Origin of the sequence: Stenotrophomonas sp. 22692, from assembly GCF_052045015.1 — a bacterium.
GTDB lineage: Bacteria > Pseudomonadota > Gammaproteobacteria > Xanthomonadales > Xanthomonadaceae > Stenotrophomonas > Stenotrophomonas geniculata.
Genome location: NZ_JBQEMR010000002.1, coordinates 230,211 through 248,298, shown reverse-complemented (window position 1 = coordinate 248,298; position 18,088 = coordinate 230,211). Strand labels below are relative to the sequence as shown.

The 18,088-nt window shown below is 67.5% G+C and carries 15 protein-coding genes; 6 read left to right on the top strand and 9 right to left on the bottom strand.

What is annotated here, in order from left to right; translation table 11 throughout:
• Window positions 1-49: 49 nt before the first annotated feature.
• The 4 genes from ACTJJM_RS03425 to ACTJJM_RS03410 all read right to left on the bottom strand — a co-directional run bounded on the left by ACTJJM_RS03425 (window position 50) and on the right by ACTJJM_RS03410 (window position 2,295).
• Complete coding sequence (locus tag ACTJJM_RS03425) at window positions 50-646, bottom strand: DUF1439 domain-containing protein (protein WP_049413438.1); 597 nt, start codon at window positions 644-646, stop codon at window positions 50-52.
• 82 nt (window positions 647-728) lie between these two features.
• Complete coding sequence (locus tag ACTJJM_RS03420) at window positions 729-1,277, bottom strand: hypothetical protein (protein ID WP_049434503.1); 549 nt, start codon at window positions 1,275-1,277, stop codon at window positions 729-731.
• Window positions 1,278-1,332: 55 nt separating this feature from the next.
• Complete coding sequence (locus tag ACTJJM_RS03415; protein WP_010483541.1) at window positions 1,333-1,641, bottom strand: DUF3861 family protein; 309 nt, start codon at window positions 1,639-1,641, stop codon at window positions 1,333-1,335.
• A gap of 255 nt (window positions 1,642-1,896) precedes the next feature.
• Complete coding sequence (locus tag ACTJJM_RS03410) at window positions 1,897-2,295, bottom strand: HU family DNA-binding protein (RefSeq protein WP_010483539.1); 399 nt, start codon at window positions 2,293-2,295, stop codon at window positions 1,897-1,899.
• A 372-nt stretch (window positions 2,296-2,667) separates the two neighbouring features.
• Between ACTJJM_RS03410 and ACTJJM_RS03405 the strand changes: the two genes are divergently transcribed.
• The gene (locus ACTJJM_RS03405) at window positions 2,668-3,099 is read left to right on the top strand and encodes an OsmC family protein (protein WP_005408443.1); all 432 of its coding nucleotides are present in this window, start codon (window positions 2,668-2,670) and stop codon (window positions 3,097-3,099) included.
• A 99-nt stretch (window positions 3,100-3,198) separates the two neighbouring features.
• On the opposite strand, the gene ACTJJM_RS03400 is transcribed toward ACTJJM_RS03405, so the two are convergent.
• Both ACTJJM_RS03400 and ACTJJM_RS03395 read right to left on the bottom strand, forming a co-directional pair.
• A complete protein-coding gene (locus tag ACTJJM_RS03400; protein ID WP_054171185.1) occupies window positions 3,199-4,077 on the bottom strand; it encodes a PhzF family phenazine biosynthesis protein in 879 nt (292 codons plus the stop codon).
• Between the two features lie 90 nt (window positions 4,078-4,167).
• Window positions 4,168-5,040, bottom strand: a complete 873-nt coding sequence (locus ACTJJM_RS03395; RefSeq protein WP_049455565.1) for a PhzF family phenazine biosynthesis protein — start codon at window positions 5,038-5,040, stop codon at window positions 4,168-4,170.
• A 75-nt stretch (window positions 5,041-5,115) separates the two neighbouring features.
• On the opposite strand from ACTJJM_RS03395, the gene ACTJJM_RS03390 reads away from it, so the two are divergent.
• The 3 genes from ACTJJM_RS03390 (at window position 5,116) to murD (ending at window position 10,529) form a co-directional block, all read left to right on the top strand.
• Window positions 5,116-7,710 carry a bifunctional aspartate kinase/diaminopimelate decarboxylase gene (locus ACTJJM_RS03390; RefSeq protein ID WP_241873754.1) on the top strand — a complete coding sequence of 865 codons (2,595 nt, stop codon included), beginning with the start codon at window positions 5,116-5,118 and terminating at the stop codon, window positions 7,708-7,710.
• Window positions 7,711-7,786: 76 nt separating this feature from the next.
• Window positions 7,787-9,139: a UDP-N-acetyl-alpha-D-muramoyl-L-alanyl-L-glutamate epimerase gene (gene murL, locus ACTJJM_RS03385; RefSeq protein ID WP_010483529.1), complete on the top strand. Its 1,353-nt coding sequence runs from the start codon at window positions 7,787-7,789 to the stop codon at window positions 9,137-9,139.
• On the top strand, window positions 9,120-10,529 hold the full coding sequence (gene murD / locus ACTJJM_RS03380; RefSeq protein WP_440865152.1) for a UDP-N-acetylmuramoyl-L-alanine--D-glutamate ligase: 1,410 nt from the start codon (window positions 9,120-9,122) through the stop codon (window positions 10,527-10,529). Before murL ends, murD begins: the two co-directional genes overlap by 20 nt.
• 124 nt (window positions 10,530-10,653) lie before the next feature.
• On the opposite strand, the gene ACTJJM_RS03375 is transcribed toward murD, so the two are convergent.
• Window positions 10,654-11,250 carry an SMI1/KNR4 family protein gene (locus tag ACTJJM_RS03375; protein ID WP_049455569.1) on the bottom strand — a complete coding sequence of 199 codons (597 nt, stop codon included), beginning with the start codon at window positions 11,248-11,250 and terminating at the stop codon, window positions 10,654-10,656.
• A 133-nt stretch (window positions 11,251-11,383) separates the two neighbouring features.
• Between ACTJJM_RS03375 and ACTJJM_RS03370 the strand changes: the two genes are divergently transcribed.
• Complete coding sequence (locus tag ACTJJM_RS03370; RefSeq protein ID WP_049434513.1) at window positions 11,384-12,169, top strand: dienelactone hydrolase family protein; 786 nt, start codon at window positions 11,384-11,386, stop codon at window positions 12,167-12,169.
• A gap of 114 nt (window positions 12,170-12,283) precedes the next feature.
• On the opposite strand, the gene ACTJJM_RS03365 is transcribed toward ACTJJM_RS03370, so the two are convergent.
• The gene (locus tag ACTJJM_RS03365) at window positions 12,284-13,282 is read right to left on the bottom strand and encodes a polyprenyl synthetase family protein (protein WP_010483521.1); all 999 of its coding nucleotides are present in this window, start codon (window positions 13,280-13,282) and stop codon (window positions 12,284-12,286) included.
• A 215-nt stretch (window positions 13,283-13,497) separates the two neighbouring features.
• On the opposite strand from ACTJJM_RS03365, the gene ACTJJM_RS03360 reads away from it, so the two are divergent.
• Window positions 13,498-15,111 (top strand): alpha-glucosidase, encoded by a 1,614-nt coding sequence (locus ACTJJM_RS03360; protein WP_053442635.1) that lies wholly within the window; start codon window positions 13,498-13,500, stop codon window positions 15,109-15,111.
• 182 nt (window positions 15,112-15,293) lie between these two features.
• On the opposite strand, the gene ACTJJM_RS03355 is transcribed toward ACTJJM_RS03360, so the two are convergent.
• Window positions 15,294-18,062, bottom strand: coding sequence for a TonB-dependent receptor (locus ACTJJM_RS03355; RefSeq protein ID WP_049413531.1), 2,769 nt, complete (start codon window positions 18,060-18,062; stop codon window positions 15,294-15,296).
• Window positions 18,063-18,088: the final 26 nt, after the last annotated feature.

Here is an 18,088-nt window from a genome sequence, read left to right as displayed (position 1 = left end):
TTGCCGCTTGGTGCGTGATGGATCGTGCCGGCCAGCGGCCGGCACTACCTCATTTACCCAGCACGCCTGCCGGCACCAGGTTGCCCAGGTTCTGGTTGAAGGTGACCACCAGCTTGCCGTTCTTCACCTGTGCCGACTGCACCTGCAGTGCGCCGAGCAGGCCGGCCACGGCCGGGTCCAGCTTGTAGATCGGTTCGCGCTGGGCGTAGTCGCTCAGCCAGGCATTGAGCAGGCCGCGGGTGCGCGAATCGAGGCGACCGCCCTGGTTGGCCGGGGTGAAGTCATCCACGCTCGGCTGCTGCAGGTGGAAGCCCTGGGTCTGCGCGTCGTAGCGCAGGCCGCTGCTGAGCTTCACCGTTCCCAGCTTGGACGGGTTGCCACCGGCGGTGGCCAGTGCGACGTCCATGCCCAGGTTCAACCGTTCGCCGGCCGGAAGGCTCAGCTGCGGATGGCTCATGGTCAGGGCGATCAGGCCCCCCAGGGCGTCCTGGGTGCGCGGGAAGCTGCCATCGAGGTACTGCTGCACGTCGCTGGCACCGACCGACAGTTCGCGGCCGGAAATGGAAGGGGCGGCCTGGGCGCCGATCGCAGCAGCGATCAGCACGGTGGAGGCCGCGAGGCGGGTCATCAGGGAACGCAGGCGCATGGCGGTGACCGGTGAATGCGGAATGGATGGACCAAAGAGTAGCCTTGCCGGCTGAATCGCGCGTGCATGCCGCTGCAACGGTTCAGTCCAGCGATGGCCGCAGTTGCGCCGACTGGATCTGCCAGGCGCGGCCATCGCTGCTGGGCTGCACGCGGTACCAGCCGCCGAAGCGGAAAGTGCCCTCAGCGGTCACCGCGCGGATCTGCACCGGAACCTCCAGCAGCTGCGGTGGCTGGTGACCGTCGCGCGCGACCGGCAGTTCGCTGGTCAGGCGCAGGCTGCGCACGTCCGTGAGCTGGCGCAATGCGGCATCGTCGGCGCGTCGTGCATCGCTGGGCGGGAAGGTCCATGCGGCGTCGATGGCCTTGCGATCGCGATTGAGCAGGGCCATGACATAGGCATTGAGCATTCCCGCCGGCAGCTCGGCCTCGGCCGCGACGGCGGCAAACAGGGGATCGACATCGATGGCCTGCACGGCCGCTGCATCGCCTTCTGCGGCGGCCTGTGGCTTCGCGCGGGCAGCCGCCTCGGTCGTGGCCGGCGGAGCGGCATCCGCAGGATGAGGTTGCGATGGCGGCCGGGAACAGGCCAGCAGCACCAGCGGTGCGATCAGTATCAGGAACCTGCGCATGTCTGCCTCCTCCCCGAGGCGAACGGAAGGAGGCAGTGTATCGGCTGTGCCGCGATCAGCGGGAGGAGGGCAGCTGTTCCAGTGCATCCAGCGCCGGCAGCACCTGCGCGGCGATGGCGGCCAGGGCATGGCCTTCGGTTTCGGCGTGGCGCTGCACGATGTCGCGCAGCAGCTGGGTGGCGATCACCAGGGTCGCGCGCTCGTCGCCGCTGATGCCTGCGGTGCGCGGCGCCGCTTCCAGCAGGCGCATCAGGTCGCGGCTGGCGCGATGTTCCAGTTCGATGGTGCAGCGCCCGGTGCACTGCAACCCGTCCTTTTCGATGGGGGTCACCGAGATCCGGTAGCGGGTGGAGGGGCTGGCCATGAGGGGACGCTCGCCGTAGCTGTGGAGGATGTGCCCACCTTAGGCAAGGCCGTGCCCGGCGGCGATGGCCGGGGCTGCACGCAGTGTTCCACCCGGTACGTTCCGGGGCCGCAACGCACCACGCCCAGCCAATGGCGACGGGCCTGTACGCGCATTCCCGGGGATGCGGCAACGCTGTGTTGCGGGCTGTGGTTGGTACAAAAAAAAACGGGACAGCCAGAGCCGTCCCGTCGGAATCCGCGTTGGGGCGCGCGCTTACAGCGCGGCGTCCTTCAGCTTCTTCAGCGGACGCACCTTCAGCTTGGTGGTGGCCGGCTTGGCAGCGAACCACTGCTCTTCCTTGGTGAACGGGTTGATGCCCTTGCGCTTCGGCTTGGCCGGCACATTGACGGTGGTGATCTTCAGCAGGCCCGGCAGGGTGAACGAGCCAGCGCCCTTCTTGTGCACCGAGGAGGCGACGGCGCTTTCCAGCGAGGCCAGCACAGCGCGGACGTCCTTGGCGATGACGCCGGAGGCTTCAGCGATGTGTGCAACCAGGCCGGACTTGGTCAGCACTTCCTTGATCGGCTTCGGAGCGGCCGGCTTGGCGGCTGCCTTCGTCGCGACTTTCTTCACTGCCTTCTTCGGGGCAGCCTTCTTAGCGGTCTTTGCCATGGTTTCCTGTTCCGTGAACGGTTGGTTGTTTGGTCGGCGCCGAACCCCGTCGGCAAGCGCAATGTAGGGCAACTCTCGGGCGCCGCCAATAGCCCGAAGCGCGGAAAGTGCATGTTTTTTCATATCCAGGCCGATTCAGTACATGGCCGGCAGTGGGGGATGGGGGTGTGGCAGCGCACGCGATGGCCGGCGCCCGCCCATCGTCGGAATGCGCGAAACCACTGAAAACAAGAGGGAAATGCGTTTCCGGTTGGCGAGGAAGTGTCCATGCGCCGGGTTCGGAAGACGACCTCCAGCGTGCGGCGGAGCGACGCAGGGCTAACGCCTCCCGTGCGAGGGTGACCGTTCATCACCGTCACGCAGGAGCAGCACATGGGAATCTCGCGACACGCCACCGCGCACTGGGAAGGCGATCTGAAGTCGGGCAAGGGGCAGTTGAGCACGCCGCAGAGTGGCCTGCTGGACAAGACCCGCTACGGCTTCAACAGCCGTTTCGGCGACGAAAAGGGCACCAATCCGGAAGAGTTGATCGCTGCCGCGCACGCCGGTTGTTTCACCATGGCGCTGTCGGCCAAGCTCGGCGAAGCCGGCTTTACCCCGACCTCGCTGGATACCGAGGCCAAGGTCGATCTGTCGCTGGAAGGCGGCCCGCAGCTGTCGCAGATCCGGCTGAAGGTGAAGGCGGTGGTGCCGGGCATCGACGCGACGCAGTTCCGTGCGATTGCCGATGACGCCAAGCAGAACTGCCCGGTGTCCAAGGCACTGAGCGCCGTGCCGATCAGCCTGGAAGCCGAGCTGGGCTGAGCCGGCGCATCTGTAGAGCCGAGCCCATGCTCGGCTTCTGCAGCTCCCGTGATCTGGCCGAAGAGCAGCCGAGCATGGGCTCGGCTCTACAGTTTCCTTTTACCAATCGATGGTGCCGGTGATGACGGTCTGCACCTGGCCGCCCGACCAGACCTCGCCGTCCTCGTCGACCAGCAGCGTCAGGCGCGCATCGTGGCCGACTTCGCGGCCCTGGCTGACTTCGAACGGGGCACGGCCACGCGGCAGGGCATCGCGCAGGTCCAGCCACGCGGCCAGCACCGCATTGGCGGCACCCGAGGCGGCGTCCTCGAAACGCCGGCCATTGCCGACGAAGGCGCGCACCGCCAGGTCGAATCCCTCGCGGCCATCGCCGAAGGCATAGGCGAATACGCCCATGCTGTCGGTGGACTCGGCCAGTGCGGCCACCGCATCCCAGTCCGGCTGCAGCGCGCGCAATGCGGCCTCATCGGCCACCTGCACCACCCACCAGCTCCGCCCGCCCTGCATGCGTGCCGGCGGCAGCGTACCCAGCGGCCAGCCCTTCAGTGCGGCCTGCAGGCGAGGATCGGTGGCCTCGGTCGTTTCGGCCAGCTGCGCGCGCGGGGTGCGGATGGCGATGCGCTGCTGCGCGCCTTCACCGTTGACGCGCAGCGGCAGGGCGCCGGCAATGCCGTCCTGCACCAGCACGCCATCGATCGGTGTGGCCAGGCCTGCCTGCAGCACCGCATGCGCCGTGCCGACGCTGGGGTGGCCGGCGAACGGCACTTCCTTCTGCGGGCTGAACATGCGCAGCCGGTAGCTGGCACCGGGTGCCTGCGGTGGAAACACGAAGGTGGTTTCGGGCAGCCGCGTCCAGCGGGCGATGGCCTGCATGCTGGCATCGTCCAGGCCCTCGGCATCGAGTACCACGGCCAGCGGGTTACCGGCGCCGGCGCGCGGGGAGAACACATCCAGCTGCAGGAAACGGCGGGTGGTCATAGGGGGCAAACTCCGTAGAACGAGAGGGGTACGGTAGCGCCGGGCCATGCCCGGCGTCCGTGTGCGGCGTTCGCCGGGCGTGGCCCGACGCTACCAATGGATGCTGCCGTCGATCACGCACTGCACCTGGCCGCCGATCCACACCGTGCCCTGCGCGTCGACCTGCACCTGCACGCGGCCATCGCGGCCCACTTCGCGGCCCTGGCTGGCCACGTAGCGGCCTTCGCGGCCGGGCAGGGCATCGCGCTGCCGCAGCCAGGCGCCGATCAGCGCATTGGCGCTGCCGGTCACCGGGTCTTCGGGTACGGCGGCCGCGTCAGCGGGGCAGAAGGCGCGCACCACGCGGGCGTGGTCGTCGCCGGGCTCGTCGGCGAACACGGCCAGGCCAGTAGCGTCGGTGGCCAGGCTCCAGTCGCGCAGGGCCGCCATGTCTGGCGCCAGTCCGCGCACGGCGGCGGCGTCGCGCAGCGGCAGCAGCCACCAGCGTGCACCGTTGTCCCACAGTTCGGGCACGTACCCGTTGGCCGCCAGCGCCAGCAGCGTCTCCGGCGCGGCGTCCACCCTCGTGTCCAGTTGCCGTGCCGGTGGGCTGGCCAGCTGGATCTGCAGTGCCTCGGCCGGACCGCTCACCCGTACCGGCAGCAACCCCGCCGCGCATTGCTGCAGCAGGGCGCCGTCGCGCGGTTGCGCCAAGCCACAGCTCACCGCGGCCCAGGCGGCGCCGACGCTGGGGTGGCCAGCAAATGCCAGCTCGCGGGTCGGGGTGAAGATGCGGATGTGGTAGTCGGCACCCGGCGCGCTGGGGCGCAGGAAGAACACCGTCTCGGACAGATTCAGCCAGGCGGCCAGGGCCTGCATCTGGCGGCTGGAGAGCCCGTCGGCGTCCAGGATGACGCCCAGTGGGTTGCCGGTGCCGGGGCGGGGGGCGAAGACATCGAGCTGCAGGTAACGGAGGACGGCCATCTACGGGGATATTGCGCTTAGAATCAAAGGTTCCGCCCCCGAGGGCGGCTTCCCCACATTCTACATAGCCAATCCATGTCAGCTTCCCCCCTTGTCGATCGTTGGATCGTACTGAAGTTCGGCGGCACCTCGGTGTCGCGTCGTCATCGCTGGGACACGATCGGGAAGCTGGCGAAAAAACGTGCGGAAGAGACCGGCTCGCGCGTGCTGGTAGTGGTGTCGGCGCTGTCCGGGGTCACCAACGAACTGACCGCGATCGCCGATGGCGCGCCGGACAGCCGTGATCGCGTGGCGGCGCTGGTCGAGCGCCACGAGGGCTTCCTGGTTGAACTGGGCCTGGGCCGCGAAGTGCTGGCCGAGCGCCTGGCGGCGCTGCAGGGCCTGCTGGACGACGCGCGTGCGGCCACCCGTCCGCTGGACTGGCAGGCCGACGTGCTGGGCCAGGGCGAGCTGTTGTCCTCCACCCTGGGCGCGGCCTACCTGCACGCCTCGGGCTTGGACATGGGCTGGATGGATGCCCGCCAGTGGCTGGATGCGATGCCGCCGCAGCCGAACCAGAGCGACTGGTCGCAGCGCCTGTCGGTGAACTGCCAGTGGCGTGCCGATGCGGAGTGGATGCAGCGCTTCCGCGCGCAGCCGACCCGCCTGCTGATCACCCAGGGCTTCATCTCGCGGCATGCCGATGGCGGCACCGCCATCCTCGGCCGTGGTGGCTCGGATACCTCGGCGGCGTACTTCGGTGCGCTGCTCGGCGCCAGCCGCGTGGAGATCTGGACCGACGTGCCGGGCATGTTCAGCGCCAACCCGAAGGACGTGCCGGACGCGCGCCTGCTGACCCGCCTGGACTATTACGAAGCACAGGAAATCGCCACCACCGGCGCCAAGGTGCTGCACCCGCGCTCGATCAAGCCGTGCCGCGATGCCGGCGTGCCGATGGCCATCCTCGACACCGAGCGCCCGGAACTGCCGGGCACCAGCATCGACGGCAGCGCCGCGCCGGTGCCGGGGGTGAAGGCGATCAGCCGCCGCAACGGCATCGTGCTGGTGTCGATGGAAGGCATTGGCATGTGGCAGCAGGTCGGCTTCCTGGCTGATGTGTTCAACCTGTTCAAGAAGCACGGGCTTTCGGTGGACCTGATCGGTTCGGCCGAGACCAACGTCACCGTGTCGCTGGACCCGTCCGAGAACCTGGTCAACACCGATGTGCTGGCCGCGCTGTCGGCCGACCTGTCGCAGATCTGCAAGGTGAAGGTGATCGTGCCGTGCGCGGCGATCACCCTGGTCGGCCGTGGCATGCGCTCGCTGCTGCACAAGCTGTCGGACGTGTGGGCCACCTTCGGCCGCGAGCGCGTGCACATGATCTCGCAGTCGTCCAACGACCTGAACCTGACCTTCGTCATCGACGAAGCCGATGCCGATGGCCTGTTGCCGGTGCTGCACGCCGAGCTGATCGACAGCGGTGCGATGCCGGTGGAAGAGACCGAGGTGTTCGGCCCGCGCTGGCGCGAAATCGCCGGCACCGTGCGCCCGCGTGGCACGCCGTGGTGGCGGGGCCAGCGTGCCCACCTGTTGCAGCTGGCTGATGCCGGTACGCCGCGCTACGTCTACCACCTGCCGACGGTGCGCGCCCGCGCCCGCGCGCTGGCCGCGATCAAGCCGATCGACCAGCGCTACTACGCGATCAAGGCCAACAGCCACCCGGCCATCCTGCAGCTGCTGGAAGCCGAAGGTTTCGGCCTGGAGTGCGTGTCGCACGGCGAGCTGAAGCATGTGTTCCAGCACCTGCCGGAACTGTCGCCCAAGCGTGTGCTGTTCACCCCCAGCTTCTGCCCGCGCAGCGAGTACGAGGCGGCGTTCGCGCTGGGCGTGACCGTGACCGTCGACAACGTCGAAGCGCTGCAGCGCTGGCCGGACCTGTTCCGCAACCGCGAGCTGTGGCTGCGTGTCGACCTGGGCCGTGGCGAAGGCCACCACGCCAAGGTCCGCACCGGCGGCAAGGAGTCCAAGTTCGGCCTGCCGATCGCCCGCGTCGACGAGTTCGTGCGCGCGGCTACCGACCTGGGCAGCCGCGTGGTCGGCCTGCATGCGCACCTGGGCAGTGGCGTGGAGACCGCGCAGCACTGGCGCCTGATGTGCGATGAGCTGGCCGGTTTCGCCCGCCGCATCGGCAGCGTGCAGACCATCGACATCGGTGGCGGACTGCCGATTCCGTACAGCGACGAAGACGAGCCGTTTGACCTGGACGCCTGGGCCGAGGGCCTGGCCGAGGTCAAGGCACTCCATCCGGCATTCCGCCTGGCGATCGAGCCGGGCCGCTACCTGGTGGCCGAGTCCGGCGTGTTGCTGACCCATGTCACCCAGGTGGTGGAAAAGGAGGGCGTGCGCCGCGTCGGCCTGGATGCCGGCATGAATGCACTGATGCGCCCGGCGCTGTACGACGCCTGGCACGACATCGAGAACCTCAGCCGCCAGGGCGGTTATGCCGAAGCGGCGTTCGATGTGGTCGGCCCGATCTGCGAATCCAGCGATGTGTTCGGCAAGCGCCGCAAGCTGCCGGTGTCGACCGCGCCGGATGACGTGATGCTGATCGCCGATGCCGGCGCCTACGGCTATGTGATGGCCAACACCTACAACCAGCGGATGCTGCCGCGCGAAGACGTGATCGAATGATCGCCGCGCGCGCCCTGCACCCGCCCACCGACACGCCCCGCGCCCTCGTGCGGGCCCGTGCCTGACCGGATACACCATGACTGCTTTCGACAAACACCAGGTTTCCCGCTTCCGCTTCGTCCGCTGCGAATTCGCTGCGGAAACCGGCGTGGCCAAGCTGGTCTACGCCTTCGATGACGGCCCGGAGATGGTGGAAACCATCACCGTGCCGGGCGCCCCGTTCGTGCTTGACGAGGCGCGTACCGCCGCCGTGCAGCGCGCGCTGCAGCTGCTGCACCTGATCGCCGGTGTCAGCTACTACAAGGCGGGCGTGCCGGAGACGGTCAGCATCGACAGCTACGCCATCGATGCCGATACCGCAGCGCTGGTGGAGACGGTCTACCTCAACGGCCTGGGCGAGTTCGCCTACCGCAACGGTCTGAACCTGCGCGGGCGCTTCCGCCTGCCGGTGCAGGGCGAAGCGGTGCAGGCGCCGGTGCTGGGGCTGCAGGCGCACGCGCTGGTGGCCATCGGCGGCGGCAAGGATTCGCTGGTCAGCATCGAAGCGCTGCGCCGCGCCGGCGTGGACGAGACGGTGACCTGGATCGGCGGATCGCAGCTGATCCGCGCCTGTGCCGAACGCACCGGCCTGCCGACGCTCAACCTGGGCCGCGCGCTGGCACCGGAACTGTTCGAGCTCAACCGCCAGGGCGCGTGGAACGGGCATATCCCGGTTACCGCGGTGAACTCGGCGATCATGGTGCTGGCCGCGCTGTTGCAGGGTGTGGATCAGGTGGTGTTCTCCAACGAGCGTTCGGCCAGCTACGGCAGCCAGATTCCGGGCACCGGCGAAGTGAACCACCAGTGGTCCAAGGGCTGGGCGTTCGAGCAGGCGTTCGGCAGCCACGTGCAGAAGCACGTCGCGGCAGACCTGCAGTACTACTCGCTGCTGCGCCCGATGTCGGAGCTGGCGGTGGCCCGCCAGTTCGCCAAGACCGATTTCTACGACGCGCATTTCTCCAGCTGCAACCGCAACTTCCACATCCTCGGCGAGCGCCCGGTGAACCGCTGGTGCGGCGTCTGCCCGAAGTGCCACTTCGTGTTCCTGGCGCTGGCCCCGTTCATGCCGAAGACGCGCCTGGTGCGCATCTTCGGCCGCAATCTGCTGGACGATGCCGAACAGGCCGGTGGCTTCGACGCGCTGCTGGAATTCCAGGACCACAAGCCGTTCGAGTGCGTGGGCGAGGGCCGCGAATCGCGTGCAGCGATGGCGACCTTGGCGCAGCGCCCGGAGTGGAAGGAAGATGTGCTGGTGAAGCGCTTCTGCAACGAGATCCAGCCGCAGCTGGATGCCGCCGAACTGGAACTGGCGCCGCTGCTGCAGCTGCAGGGCGAGCACCGCGTTCCGGCTGCGCTGTGGGAACGGGTGCGTGAAGATTTCGAAGCTTGAGGGAAAGCGCGTTGCGCTGTGGGGCTGGGGCCGCGAGGGTCGCGCCGCGTTTGCGGTACTACGCGCGCGCCTGCCAACGCTTGGCCTGAGCCTGTTCTGCCCGGCCGCTGAAGCCGAAGCCGCGCGTGCGGAAACGCAGGGCGCGCTGCAGGTGCTTGGCGAACCCTCGGCCGAAGCGCTGGCCGCGTTCGATGTGGTGATCAAGTCGCCCGGCATCAGCCCTTACCAGCCGATCGCGCTGGCGGCGGCAGAGCTGGGCACCACCTTCATCGGCGGCACCGCGCTGTGGTTTGCCGAACACGCGGCCGACGACGGCATCGTGCACGACACCGTGTGCGTGACCGGTACCAAGGGCAAGAGCACCACCACCGCCTTGGTCGCGCACCTGCTGCGTGCCGCCGGCCATCGTACCGGCCTGGTCGGCAACATCGGCCTGCCGCTGCTGGAAGTGCTGGATCCGCAGCCGGCACCCGAGTATTGGGCGGTGGAACTGTCCAGTTACCAGACCGGTGAAGTGGCGCGCAGTGGCGCTCATCCGCAGGTGGCGGTGGTACTGAACCTGTTCCCCGAACACCTGGACTGGCACGGCAGCGAACAACGTTACATCGAAGACAAGCTGCGGCTGGTGACTGAAGCTGCGCCGCGCATCGCCGTGCTCAATGCCGCCGATCCACACCTGGCCGCGCTGTCGTTGCCTGACAGCGAGGTGGTGTGGTTCAACCAGCCGCAGGGCTGGCATATGCGGGGCGACATCGTGCATCGCGGTGAGCAGGCCGTGTTCGATACCCGTAACACGCCGCTGCCGGGCCGTCACAACCGCGGCAACCTGTGCGCGGTGCTGGCTGCACTGGAAGCGCTGGGCCTGGACGCGGTGGCGCTGGCACCGGCGGTGCAGGATTTCCGCCCGCTGCCGAACCGCCTGCAGCGGATTGGCGTGGCCGATGGCCTGACCTACGTCAACGATTCGATCAGCACCACGCCGCATGCCAGCCTGGCCGCGCTGGAGTGCTTCGCCGGGCAGCGCATCGCGCTGCTGGTGGGCGGGCATGACCGCGGCCTGGACTGGACCGATTTCATGCAGCACATGGCGCACGACGTGCCGCCGGTGGAGATTGTGACCATGGGCAGCAACGGCCCGCGCATCCACGCGATGCTGCAGCCGCTGGCCGATGCCGGTCGCTTCGGCCTGCACGCCGCCGGCGACCTGCCCGAGGCGATGGCGCTTGCACGCGCGGCGCTGGGTGCGCAGGGTGGGGTGGTGCTGCTGTCGCCGGGTGCCCCGAGTTTCGGTGCCTATCGCGATTACGTGGCGCGTGGCCGCCATTTTGCCGAGCTGGCTGGTTTCGACCCGGAGAGCATCAGCGCGATTCCCGGGCTGGGTATCGCTTGAAGGTAGTGCCGGCCGCTGGCCGGCAACCTCCGGAGACATTCATCCACGCATGGCGTGGATCTACTGCAGGGCCGAGCCCACGCCCGTCGCCGTTTGTAGAGCCGAGCCCATGCTCGGCTGGGTTTCAATCGTCGTCCTGATCGATGAACGCGTAATCGCGATCAATCAGCTCCTGCAGGTACACATCGAAGCTCGGTGCGATCACCGCGTAGCTGTCCGGATCGTGCAGGTAGCGCACCACCTGGCCGACGGTGCCGCCCGGTGCCGGATCGAAATCCAGATACAGCATCGAGGTGCCACCGTTGTTCATGCAGTGCGAGAAACACAGCCGGCGGCTCATCGGCAGATCCGCATCGATGCCCTCGCCGAGAATCTCCGGCTCGTCATCCAGCCACTCTTCGTAGATGGAACGGATGCTGTCGTCCCACCGCTGCTGGTCCTCGAAGATCTGCGCGACCGATCGCAGGTAGTACGGATAGCCGCCGTCCTCGACATCCGAGCCGAGCATCAGCACGCAGACCTTGCCCGCGGGGTACTCCCGGTAGTGGGTGCCATCCACGCGCGACAGCAGCTCCACCAGGCTGCCCGGCACCTGCGGCCACTGCACACGCAGGCGCTGCAGGTCTTCGGCGCTGGCGCCCTGGACATGTGCCCACTGCGGGGCATCCTCGGCAGGCAAACGCGGGATCAGGCCAGACAGAAAGCGATCAACAAGATTCATGCGAAAAAAGGGGACGGAGGGGATTAAGTCGTATCCAACCACACCTGCGTCACGCCGCCAATGCAGAATGCGACGCGGGAGGGGCGATTACGGCTTAATCCCCTCCGTCCCCTTTTTCTTGCGGAGCAGGCGCATGAATCGTTGGCGATGCGGTGTGGCGGTGATCCTGGGGCTGGCGGCGATGCCGGCGTGGGCGGCGATGAAGACGCAGCCGGTGGAATGGAAACACCAGGGCACGACCTTCAGTGGCGTGCTGGTCTATGACGACGGCGAGCATGACAAGCGCCCTGGCCTGGTGATGGTGCCGAACTGGAAGGGCGTGAACGAATCGGCCATCGAGAAGGCCAAGCAGCTGGCCGGTGACGACTACGTGGTGCTGGTGGCCGATGTCTACGGCAAGGGTGTGCGGCCGAAGACCGATGCCGAGGCCGGGCCGGTGGCGACCAAGCTGCGCAACGACCGGCCGTTGCTGCGTGCCCGCGCGCTGGAGGCGGTGAACGTGCTCAAGGCGCAGGCCGGCAAGGTGCCGCTGGATGCCAGCCGGATCGGCGCGGTGGGCTTCTGTTTTGGCGGCACCACGGTGCTGGAGCTGGCCCGGGCCGGTGCGCCGCTGGCCGGTGTGGTGAGCCTGCACGGTGGATTGGGCTCGCCGTTGCCGGCGCAGGCCGGTGGCAGCCATCCGTCGGTGCTGGTGCTCAATGGCGCCGACGACAAGAGCGTGACCGCCGAGGACATCGCCGGTTTCCAGAAGGAAATGAACGCGGCCAAGGTCGATTGGGAGTTCACCAACTACAGTGGTGCGGTGCACTGCTTTGCCGAGCGCGATGCCAACAGTCCGCCGGGCTGCCAGTACAACGAACGGGCGGCCAAGCGCGCGTGGAAGGCGCTGGATGAATTCTTCGAGGAGCGGTTCCGGTAAGCAAAGGTGTGCCGACCAAGGTTGGCACCCACCCATGTTCCAGTGCCGACCAATGGTCGGCATCCACCCACAGCCGCGGTAGGTGCCGACCGTTGGTCGGCACACCTCAACCGATCAATGCGAGCGCTGCACCGCGTAGCGGGCCAGGCCGCGCAGGGCGGCGACCGCGTCGTTGTCGCCCAGGCCATCGAGCGCGCGCTCGGCGGCTTCGGCGTATTCCTCCGCACGCGCGCGGCTGTATTCCAGGCCGCCGGTGGCGCGGATCGCGGCCAGCACTTCCGGCATCGCCGAGGCATCGCCGTCCTGCACGATGGTGCGCAGGCGCTCACGGGTGGCGTCGTCGGAATGGGCCATCGCGTGGATCAGCGGCAGCGTCGCCTTGCCTTCGGCCAGATCATCGCCCAGGTTCTTGCCCAGCTCGTCGGCGTTGGCCGAGTAGTCCAGCACGTCGTCGGCGATCTGGAACGCGTAGCCCAGGTGCATGCCGTAGTCGAACAGGGCCTGTTGCTTGGCTTCGTCCACGCCACTGGCCAGCGCGCCCAGGCGGGTGCCGGCGGCGAACAGCACCGCGGTCTTGCGCTCGATCACGCGGAGGTACGCGGCTTCGTCGGTATCGGGGTTGTGCACGTGCAGCAGCTGCAACACCTCACCCTCGGCGATGCGGTTGGTGGCATCGGCCAGGATCTGCATCACCGACATGCGCTCCAGCTCGACCATCAGCTGGAAGCTGCGCGAGTACAGGAAGTCGCCGACCAGCACGCTGGGCGCGTTGCCCCACAGCGCGTTGGCGGTGCTGCGGCCACGGCGCAGGCTGGATTCGTCCACCACGTCGTCATGCAGCAGGGTGGAGGTGTGGATGAACTCGATGATTGCCGCCAGCTGGTGGTGATCCGGGCCGGCCTGGCCGACCGCATGGCCGGCCAGCATGACCAGCATCGGGCGCAGGCGCTTGCCGCCGGCGGAAATGATGTGGTCGGCGATCTGGTTGATCAGCACGACGTCCGAGGACAGCCGGCGCCGGATCAGGGCGTCGACGGCGGCCATGTCGGCCGCAGCAAGCGACTGGATCTGGGGCAGGCCCAGGGCGGGACGGGTGTCTTCGGTGATGGTCATGCGATCAGGCTTTCAGGCTCGCCGTTGATTATAGGCGTTGCCCGTGAACTCCGGGCGCAAACCGGACTGGCACGCCGCTGCGGCGTGGTCACGCCAGCGGCCAGCGTGAATACGTATGCAGGCTGCGCCATGCCCCGGAGGCCACCGCTAAGCTTGCCGGAACAGGATTTCGGCCCGCTTCCGGTGGGCCCTGCATGCCCGGAGGGGGGCTGTCGATGTCGCACTATCCATGGTGGCGCGGAGCCGTCATCTACCAGATCTACCCGCGCAGCTACCTCGATGCCAACGGCGACGGGGTGGGTGACCTGCCGGGCATCATCGAGCGGCTGGACCACATCGCCGCGCTGGGCGTGGACGCGATCTGGATTTCGCCGTTCTTCAAGTCCCCCATGGCCGACTTCGGCTACGACATCGCCGACTACCGCGACGTCGACCCGCTGTTCGGCAGCCTGGACGACTTCGACCGGCTGCTGGCCAAGGCCCACGGCCTGGGCCTGAAGGTGATGATCGACCAGGTGCTGAGCCATACCTCGATCGAGCACGCCTGGTTCCGCGAGAGCCGCCAGGACCGCAGCAATCCGAAGGCCGACTGGTACGTGTGGGCCGATCCGCGCGAGGACGGCACCCCGCCCAACAACTGGCTGTCGCTGTTCGGCGGCGGCGCCTGGCAGTGGGAGCCGCGCCGTGAACAGTACTACCTGCACAACTTCCTGGTCGACCAGCCGGACCTGAACTTCCACCACCCGGACGTCCAGCAGGCCACCCTGGACAACGTGCGCTTCTGGCTGGACCGCGGCGTGGACGGCTTCCGCCTGGACGCCATCAATTTCTGCTTCCACGACGCGCAGCTGCGCGACAACCCGCCAAAGCCCGCCGACAAGCGCGTGGGCCGCGGCTTCAGCCCGGACAACCCGTACGCGTACCAGTACCACTACTACAACAACACCCAGCCGGAGAACCTGCCCTTCCTGGAGCGCCTGCGCGCGCTGCTGGACGAGTACCCGGGCGCGGTGAGCCTGGGCGAGATCTCCTCGGAGGACTCGCTGGCCACCACCGCCGAGTACACCCGGGACGGCCGCCTGCACATGGGCTACAGCTTCGAACTGCTGGTGGACGACTACAGCGCGGCCTACATCCGCGACACGGTCTCCCGCCTGGAAGCGGCGATGACCGAAGGCTGGCCATGCTGGGCGGTTTCGAATCACGACGTGGAGCGGGCGGTCAGCCGTTGGGGCGGGCACCCGGCCGACCCGCGGCTGGCGCGGATGCTGGTGGCGCTGCTGTGCTCGCTGCGCGGCTCGGTGTGCCTGTACCAGGGCGAGGAGCTGGGCCTGGCCGAGGCCGAGGTGCCGTTCGAGGCCCTGCAGGACCCCTACGGCATCACCTTCTGGCCGAACTTCAAGGGCCGTGATGGCTGCCGCACGCCGATGCCGTGGACCGATGCGCCGCTGGCCGGTTTCACTTCCGGCCAGCCGTGGCTGCCGATCCCGGCCGAGCACCGCGCCGCGGCCGTGGCGGTGCAGGAGCGCGACCCGGACTCGGTCCTGGCCGCGTTCCGGGGGTTCCTGGCCTGGCGGCATAGCCAGCCGGCGCTCCTGCATGGCAGCATCCGATTCATCGACAGTACCGAGCCAGTGCTGCTGTTCGAGCGTATGCTTGCAGATGAAACCCTCCTGCTGGCCTTCAACCTGTCGGCCGAGGCGGTGAGCCATCCGCTGCCGCCGGGCAACTGGCAGCAGGTGACGGTACCGGGCCCGGATGCGGGCACGGTGCAGGGCAATGAACTCCAGCTGCCGCCGCGCGCGGTGTATTGCGCCCGACGCAGCTGACCGTTTTCTCCGGTGGCGGTACTTGCGGGGACGGGGCCGAAGCGCCCCGTCCCTTTTTTGTGGGTGGGCCTGGCCGACCAACGGCCGGCATCCGCGCAGAAGAAAACCCGCTGCCTGCGCAGCGGGTTTCCGGTCCTGCTTTCCATGGTTGCCGGCCAGCGACCGGCACTACCCGGTGGTGATCAGAACTTGTAGTTCACGCCCAGCATGTAGGTGCGGCCCCATTCGATGTACTCCAGCGGGCGGTCCTTGCTGCCGGCATAGGTGCGGTACGGCTCGTTGGTCAGGTTGCTGCCCTGCAGCAGCAGGGTCAGCCCGCGCAGGCTGCTGCTGTCGCTGAAGGTGTAGCTGACCTGTGCATCGGTCACATTCTCGCCCACCACGTAACGCAGCGTGCGGTTGCCGTTGAAGTTGCCGATTTCACCAATGAAGTCCGAGCGGCGGCGCTGGCTCACGCGTGCTTCAAAGCCACTGCGCTCGTAGTAGGCGGTGAAGTTGTACACGCGCTTGGACAGGCCCGGCAGGCTGATCGGGTCACTGCCCACGCTGGAGGCGCTTTCCGGATCCAGGATGGTGATGTCGCTCTTGTTGAAGGTCGCGCTGGCCTGCACGCCGAAGCCGCGCAGGCTGTCGGTCAGCATCTCCAGCGGGAACGACCCGGTCAGCTCCAGCCCCTTCAACGTGCCGCCCTTGCCGTTCTGCGGCGTGGAGAAGGTACCGGTGGTCAGCACCGGTGCGGTCATGCCCGGCGGCGGCACGTAATTGCCCAGCAGGCCGCTGAAGTCATAGTTGTCCACCGACTGCGTGTAGACGTAGCTCTTCAGGTCCTTGTAGAAGATCGCCGCAGCCACGTAGGCCTTCTCGCCGAAGTACTTCTCATAGGACAGGTCCAGCGCGGTCGCGCGCCACGGATCCAGCAGCGGATTACCGCCGCTGCCACCGGGGCGGCCGTTGTTGGTATCCACACCGAATTCCAGGCCGGCACGCATCTGGTCCACGCGCGGGCGCGCCACCTGCTTGGCGGCGGCGAAGCGCAGCGTCTGCTGGTGCGGGAACATGAACACCAGGTTCAAGCTCGGCAACCAATCCTTGTAGGTCTTGCCGGCAGAGAAGGGCTGGATGTTGCTGCCCGCCGGCTGCGAGCTGTCCCAGTAGCGCGAATCCGAGCTCTGGTCGGTGTGCTGCATCTGCACGCCGATGTTGCCGCGCACGCCGACCACGCCGATGTCGGTGTTGATGTTCAGGCGTGCCCACGCGGTGGTGATCTTCTCCTCGACCGTCCACGACTTGGGAATCAGGTAGTCCAGGTTGTCGACCGGGTTGAAGGTCATGTAGCGACCCACCGCTGCCGGCACGTTCCACGATGGGATGTAGCCGATGCCGGCGAAACCGAGGTTGACCGGGCGGTACTGCAGGTCCGGGGCGATGGTGGATTCACCCTGAGCACCGAGCAGGATGTTGCCTTCGGCCTGGGCCTTCTGCTTACGGCGGTCGGCATAGTTCACGCCCACGTCCACATCCGAGAACCAGCTGGACATGGCCTCGGGAACCGGCAGCGTCGCCGCCAGCTTGGCGCCTTTCAAGCGGTCTTCGACCTCCGGCACCTTGCCGTAGCCGGAACCATAGATCGTGTTGGTCAGGAACAGGCTGTCCGGATTGGAATAGTCACGCCCCGGCGTGATCTGCGAGAAGCTGTTGTTGTTCACCACCAGGCCGATCGTGTCGAACTGCGGGCGCGGCACCAGCTGCAGGTTGTTTTCCAGATTGATCTCGCGGCGGGTCGCCTTCGAGTAGTTCAGGTCGGCGACCAGCTTCACGCCGCCGACGTTGAACTCGTTGTTCCAGCCGAACGCGTCGATCTTGTCCTTGCGCTTGTTGTACATGCCGCGGACCAGCGGGTACGCATTGCTGATCGTGCCACCGGTGAAGCTGCCATCGGCATTGCGGCCGACATTGCTGAACACCGGCAGGATCGCGTTGGGATTGTTGCTGTCCTCGCCATTGCCACTGAGGCTCAGCTCGAACTGGTTGGCGGTGTCGATCTGCTCGGCTTCGGTGTGGAACGCGTCGAAGGTGCTGGTCCAGCTGTTGCTCGGGCGGAACTGGATCGTCGCCATCACGCCGTCGCGCTTGTTGTTGCCGGTACGGCGCAGTGCCTTGATGCCGTCGGTGAAGTAGGTGCCTGGCGCGATTCCGCGACGCTCGCCCTTGTCGGTGTGTTCGGTGGTCCACGGCTCGTACAGGCCGACCTGGTTCTCCTGGATCGGCATGTCGCTGTGCGCGTAACCGATGGCGATGCCCAGGGTGTTGTCGAAGAACTGGTCGATGTAGCTGGCACTGAAACGATTGCCGTACGGATCGATGTTGGCGGCGCGGCCCAGGGAGCTCTTCTGGTAGCGGCCGCTGACCGCGATCACGCGCTCGCCGAAGCTGAGCGGGCGTGCGGTCTGCATGTCGATGGTGCCCGACAGGCCCTGGCCGACCAGGGCCGCGTCCGGGGTCTTGTAGACGGTCACGCCGTTGACCAGCTCGGACGGGTACTGGTCGAACTCGACACCGCGGTTGTCGCCGGTGCTGACCACTTCACGGCCATTGAGCAGGGTGGTGGCGAAGTCGGGTGACAGGCCGCGCACGCTGATCACCTGCGCACGGCCGGCAACGCGCTGGGCGGCCAGGCCGGGCAGGCGCGAAATGGACTCGGCGATGCTGACGTCGGGCAGCTTGCCGATGTCTTCGGCGGAAATCGCCTCGACCACCGAGGTGGCGTCCTGCTTGATTGCGATCGCGTTTTCGATGCCGCGGCGGATGCCGGTGACCTGCACCGTATCCAGGTTGGTGGCGGCGGTGGCGGCCGGCGTGGTGGTGCTCTGCGTGGACTGTGCCGACGCCAGCGTCGGCGCCAGGACAACGGCCAGCGCGATGCTCAGCGCGCTGCGCTTGTGGTTCAACATTTTCCCCTCCCAGGCAATGTTGCAGA

Coding starts and splice junctions, on each gene's coding strand:
- ACTJJM_RS03425 (WP_049413438.1), bottom strand. CDS start 646: ATGCGCCTGCGTTCCCTGATGACCCGCCTCGCGGCCTCCACCGTGCTG.
- ACTJJM_RS03420 (WP_049434503.1), bottom strand. CDS start 1,277: ATGCGCAGGTTCCTGATACTGATCGCACCGCTGGTGCTGCTGGCCTGT.
- ACTJJM_RS03415 (WP_010483541.1), bottom strand. CDS start 1,641: ATGGCCAGCCCCTCCACCCGCTACCGGATCTCGGTGACCCCCATCGAA.
- ACTJJM_RS03410 (WP_010483539.1), bottom strand. CDS start 2,295: ATGGCAAAGACCGCTAAGAAGGCTGCCCCGAAGAAGGCAGTGAAGAAA.
- ACTJJM_RS03405 (WP_005408443.1), top strand. CDS start 2,668: ATGGGAATCTCGCGACACGCCACCGCGCACTGGGAAGGCGATCTGAAG.
- ACTJJM_RS03400 (WP_054171185.1), bottom strand. CDS start 4,077: ATGACCACCCGCCGTTTCCTGCAGCTGGATGTGTTCTCCCCGCGCGCC.
- ACTJJM_RS03395 (WP_049455565.1), bottom strand. CDS start 5,040: ATGGCCGTCCTCCGTTACCTGCAGCTCGATGTCTTCGCCCCCCGCCCC.
- ACTJJM_RS03390 (WP_241873754.1), top strand. CDS start 5,116: ATGTCAGCTTCCCCCCTTGTCGATCGTTGGATCGTACTGAAGTTCGGC.
- murL (WP_010483529.1), top strand. CDS start 7,787: ATGACTGCTTTCGACAAACACCAGGTTTCCCGCTTCCGCTTCGTCCGC.
- ACTJJM_RS03375 (WP_049455569.1), bottom strand. CDS start 11,250: ATGAATCTTGTTGATCGCTTTCTGTCTGGCCTGATCCCGCGTTTGCCT.
- ACTJJM_RS03370 (WP_049434513.1), top strand. CDS start 11,384: ATGAATCGTTGGCGATGCGGTGTGGCGGTGATCCTGGGGCTGGCGGCG.
- ACTJJM_RS03365 (WP_010483521.1), bottom strand. CDS start 13,282: ATGACCATCACCGAAGACACCCGTCCCGCCCTGGGCCTGCCCCAGATC.
- ACTJJM_RS03360 (WP_053442635.1), top strand. CDS start 13,498: ATGTCGCACTATCCATGGTGGCGCGGAGCCGTCATCTACCAGATCTAC.
- ACTJJM_RS03355 (WP_049413531.1), bottom strand. CDS start 18,062: ATGTTGAACCACAAGCGCAGCGCGCTGAGCATCGCGCTGGCCGTTGTC.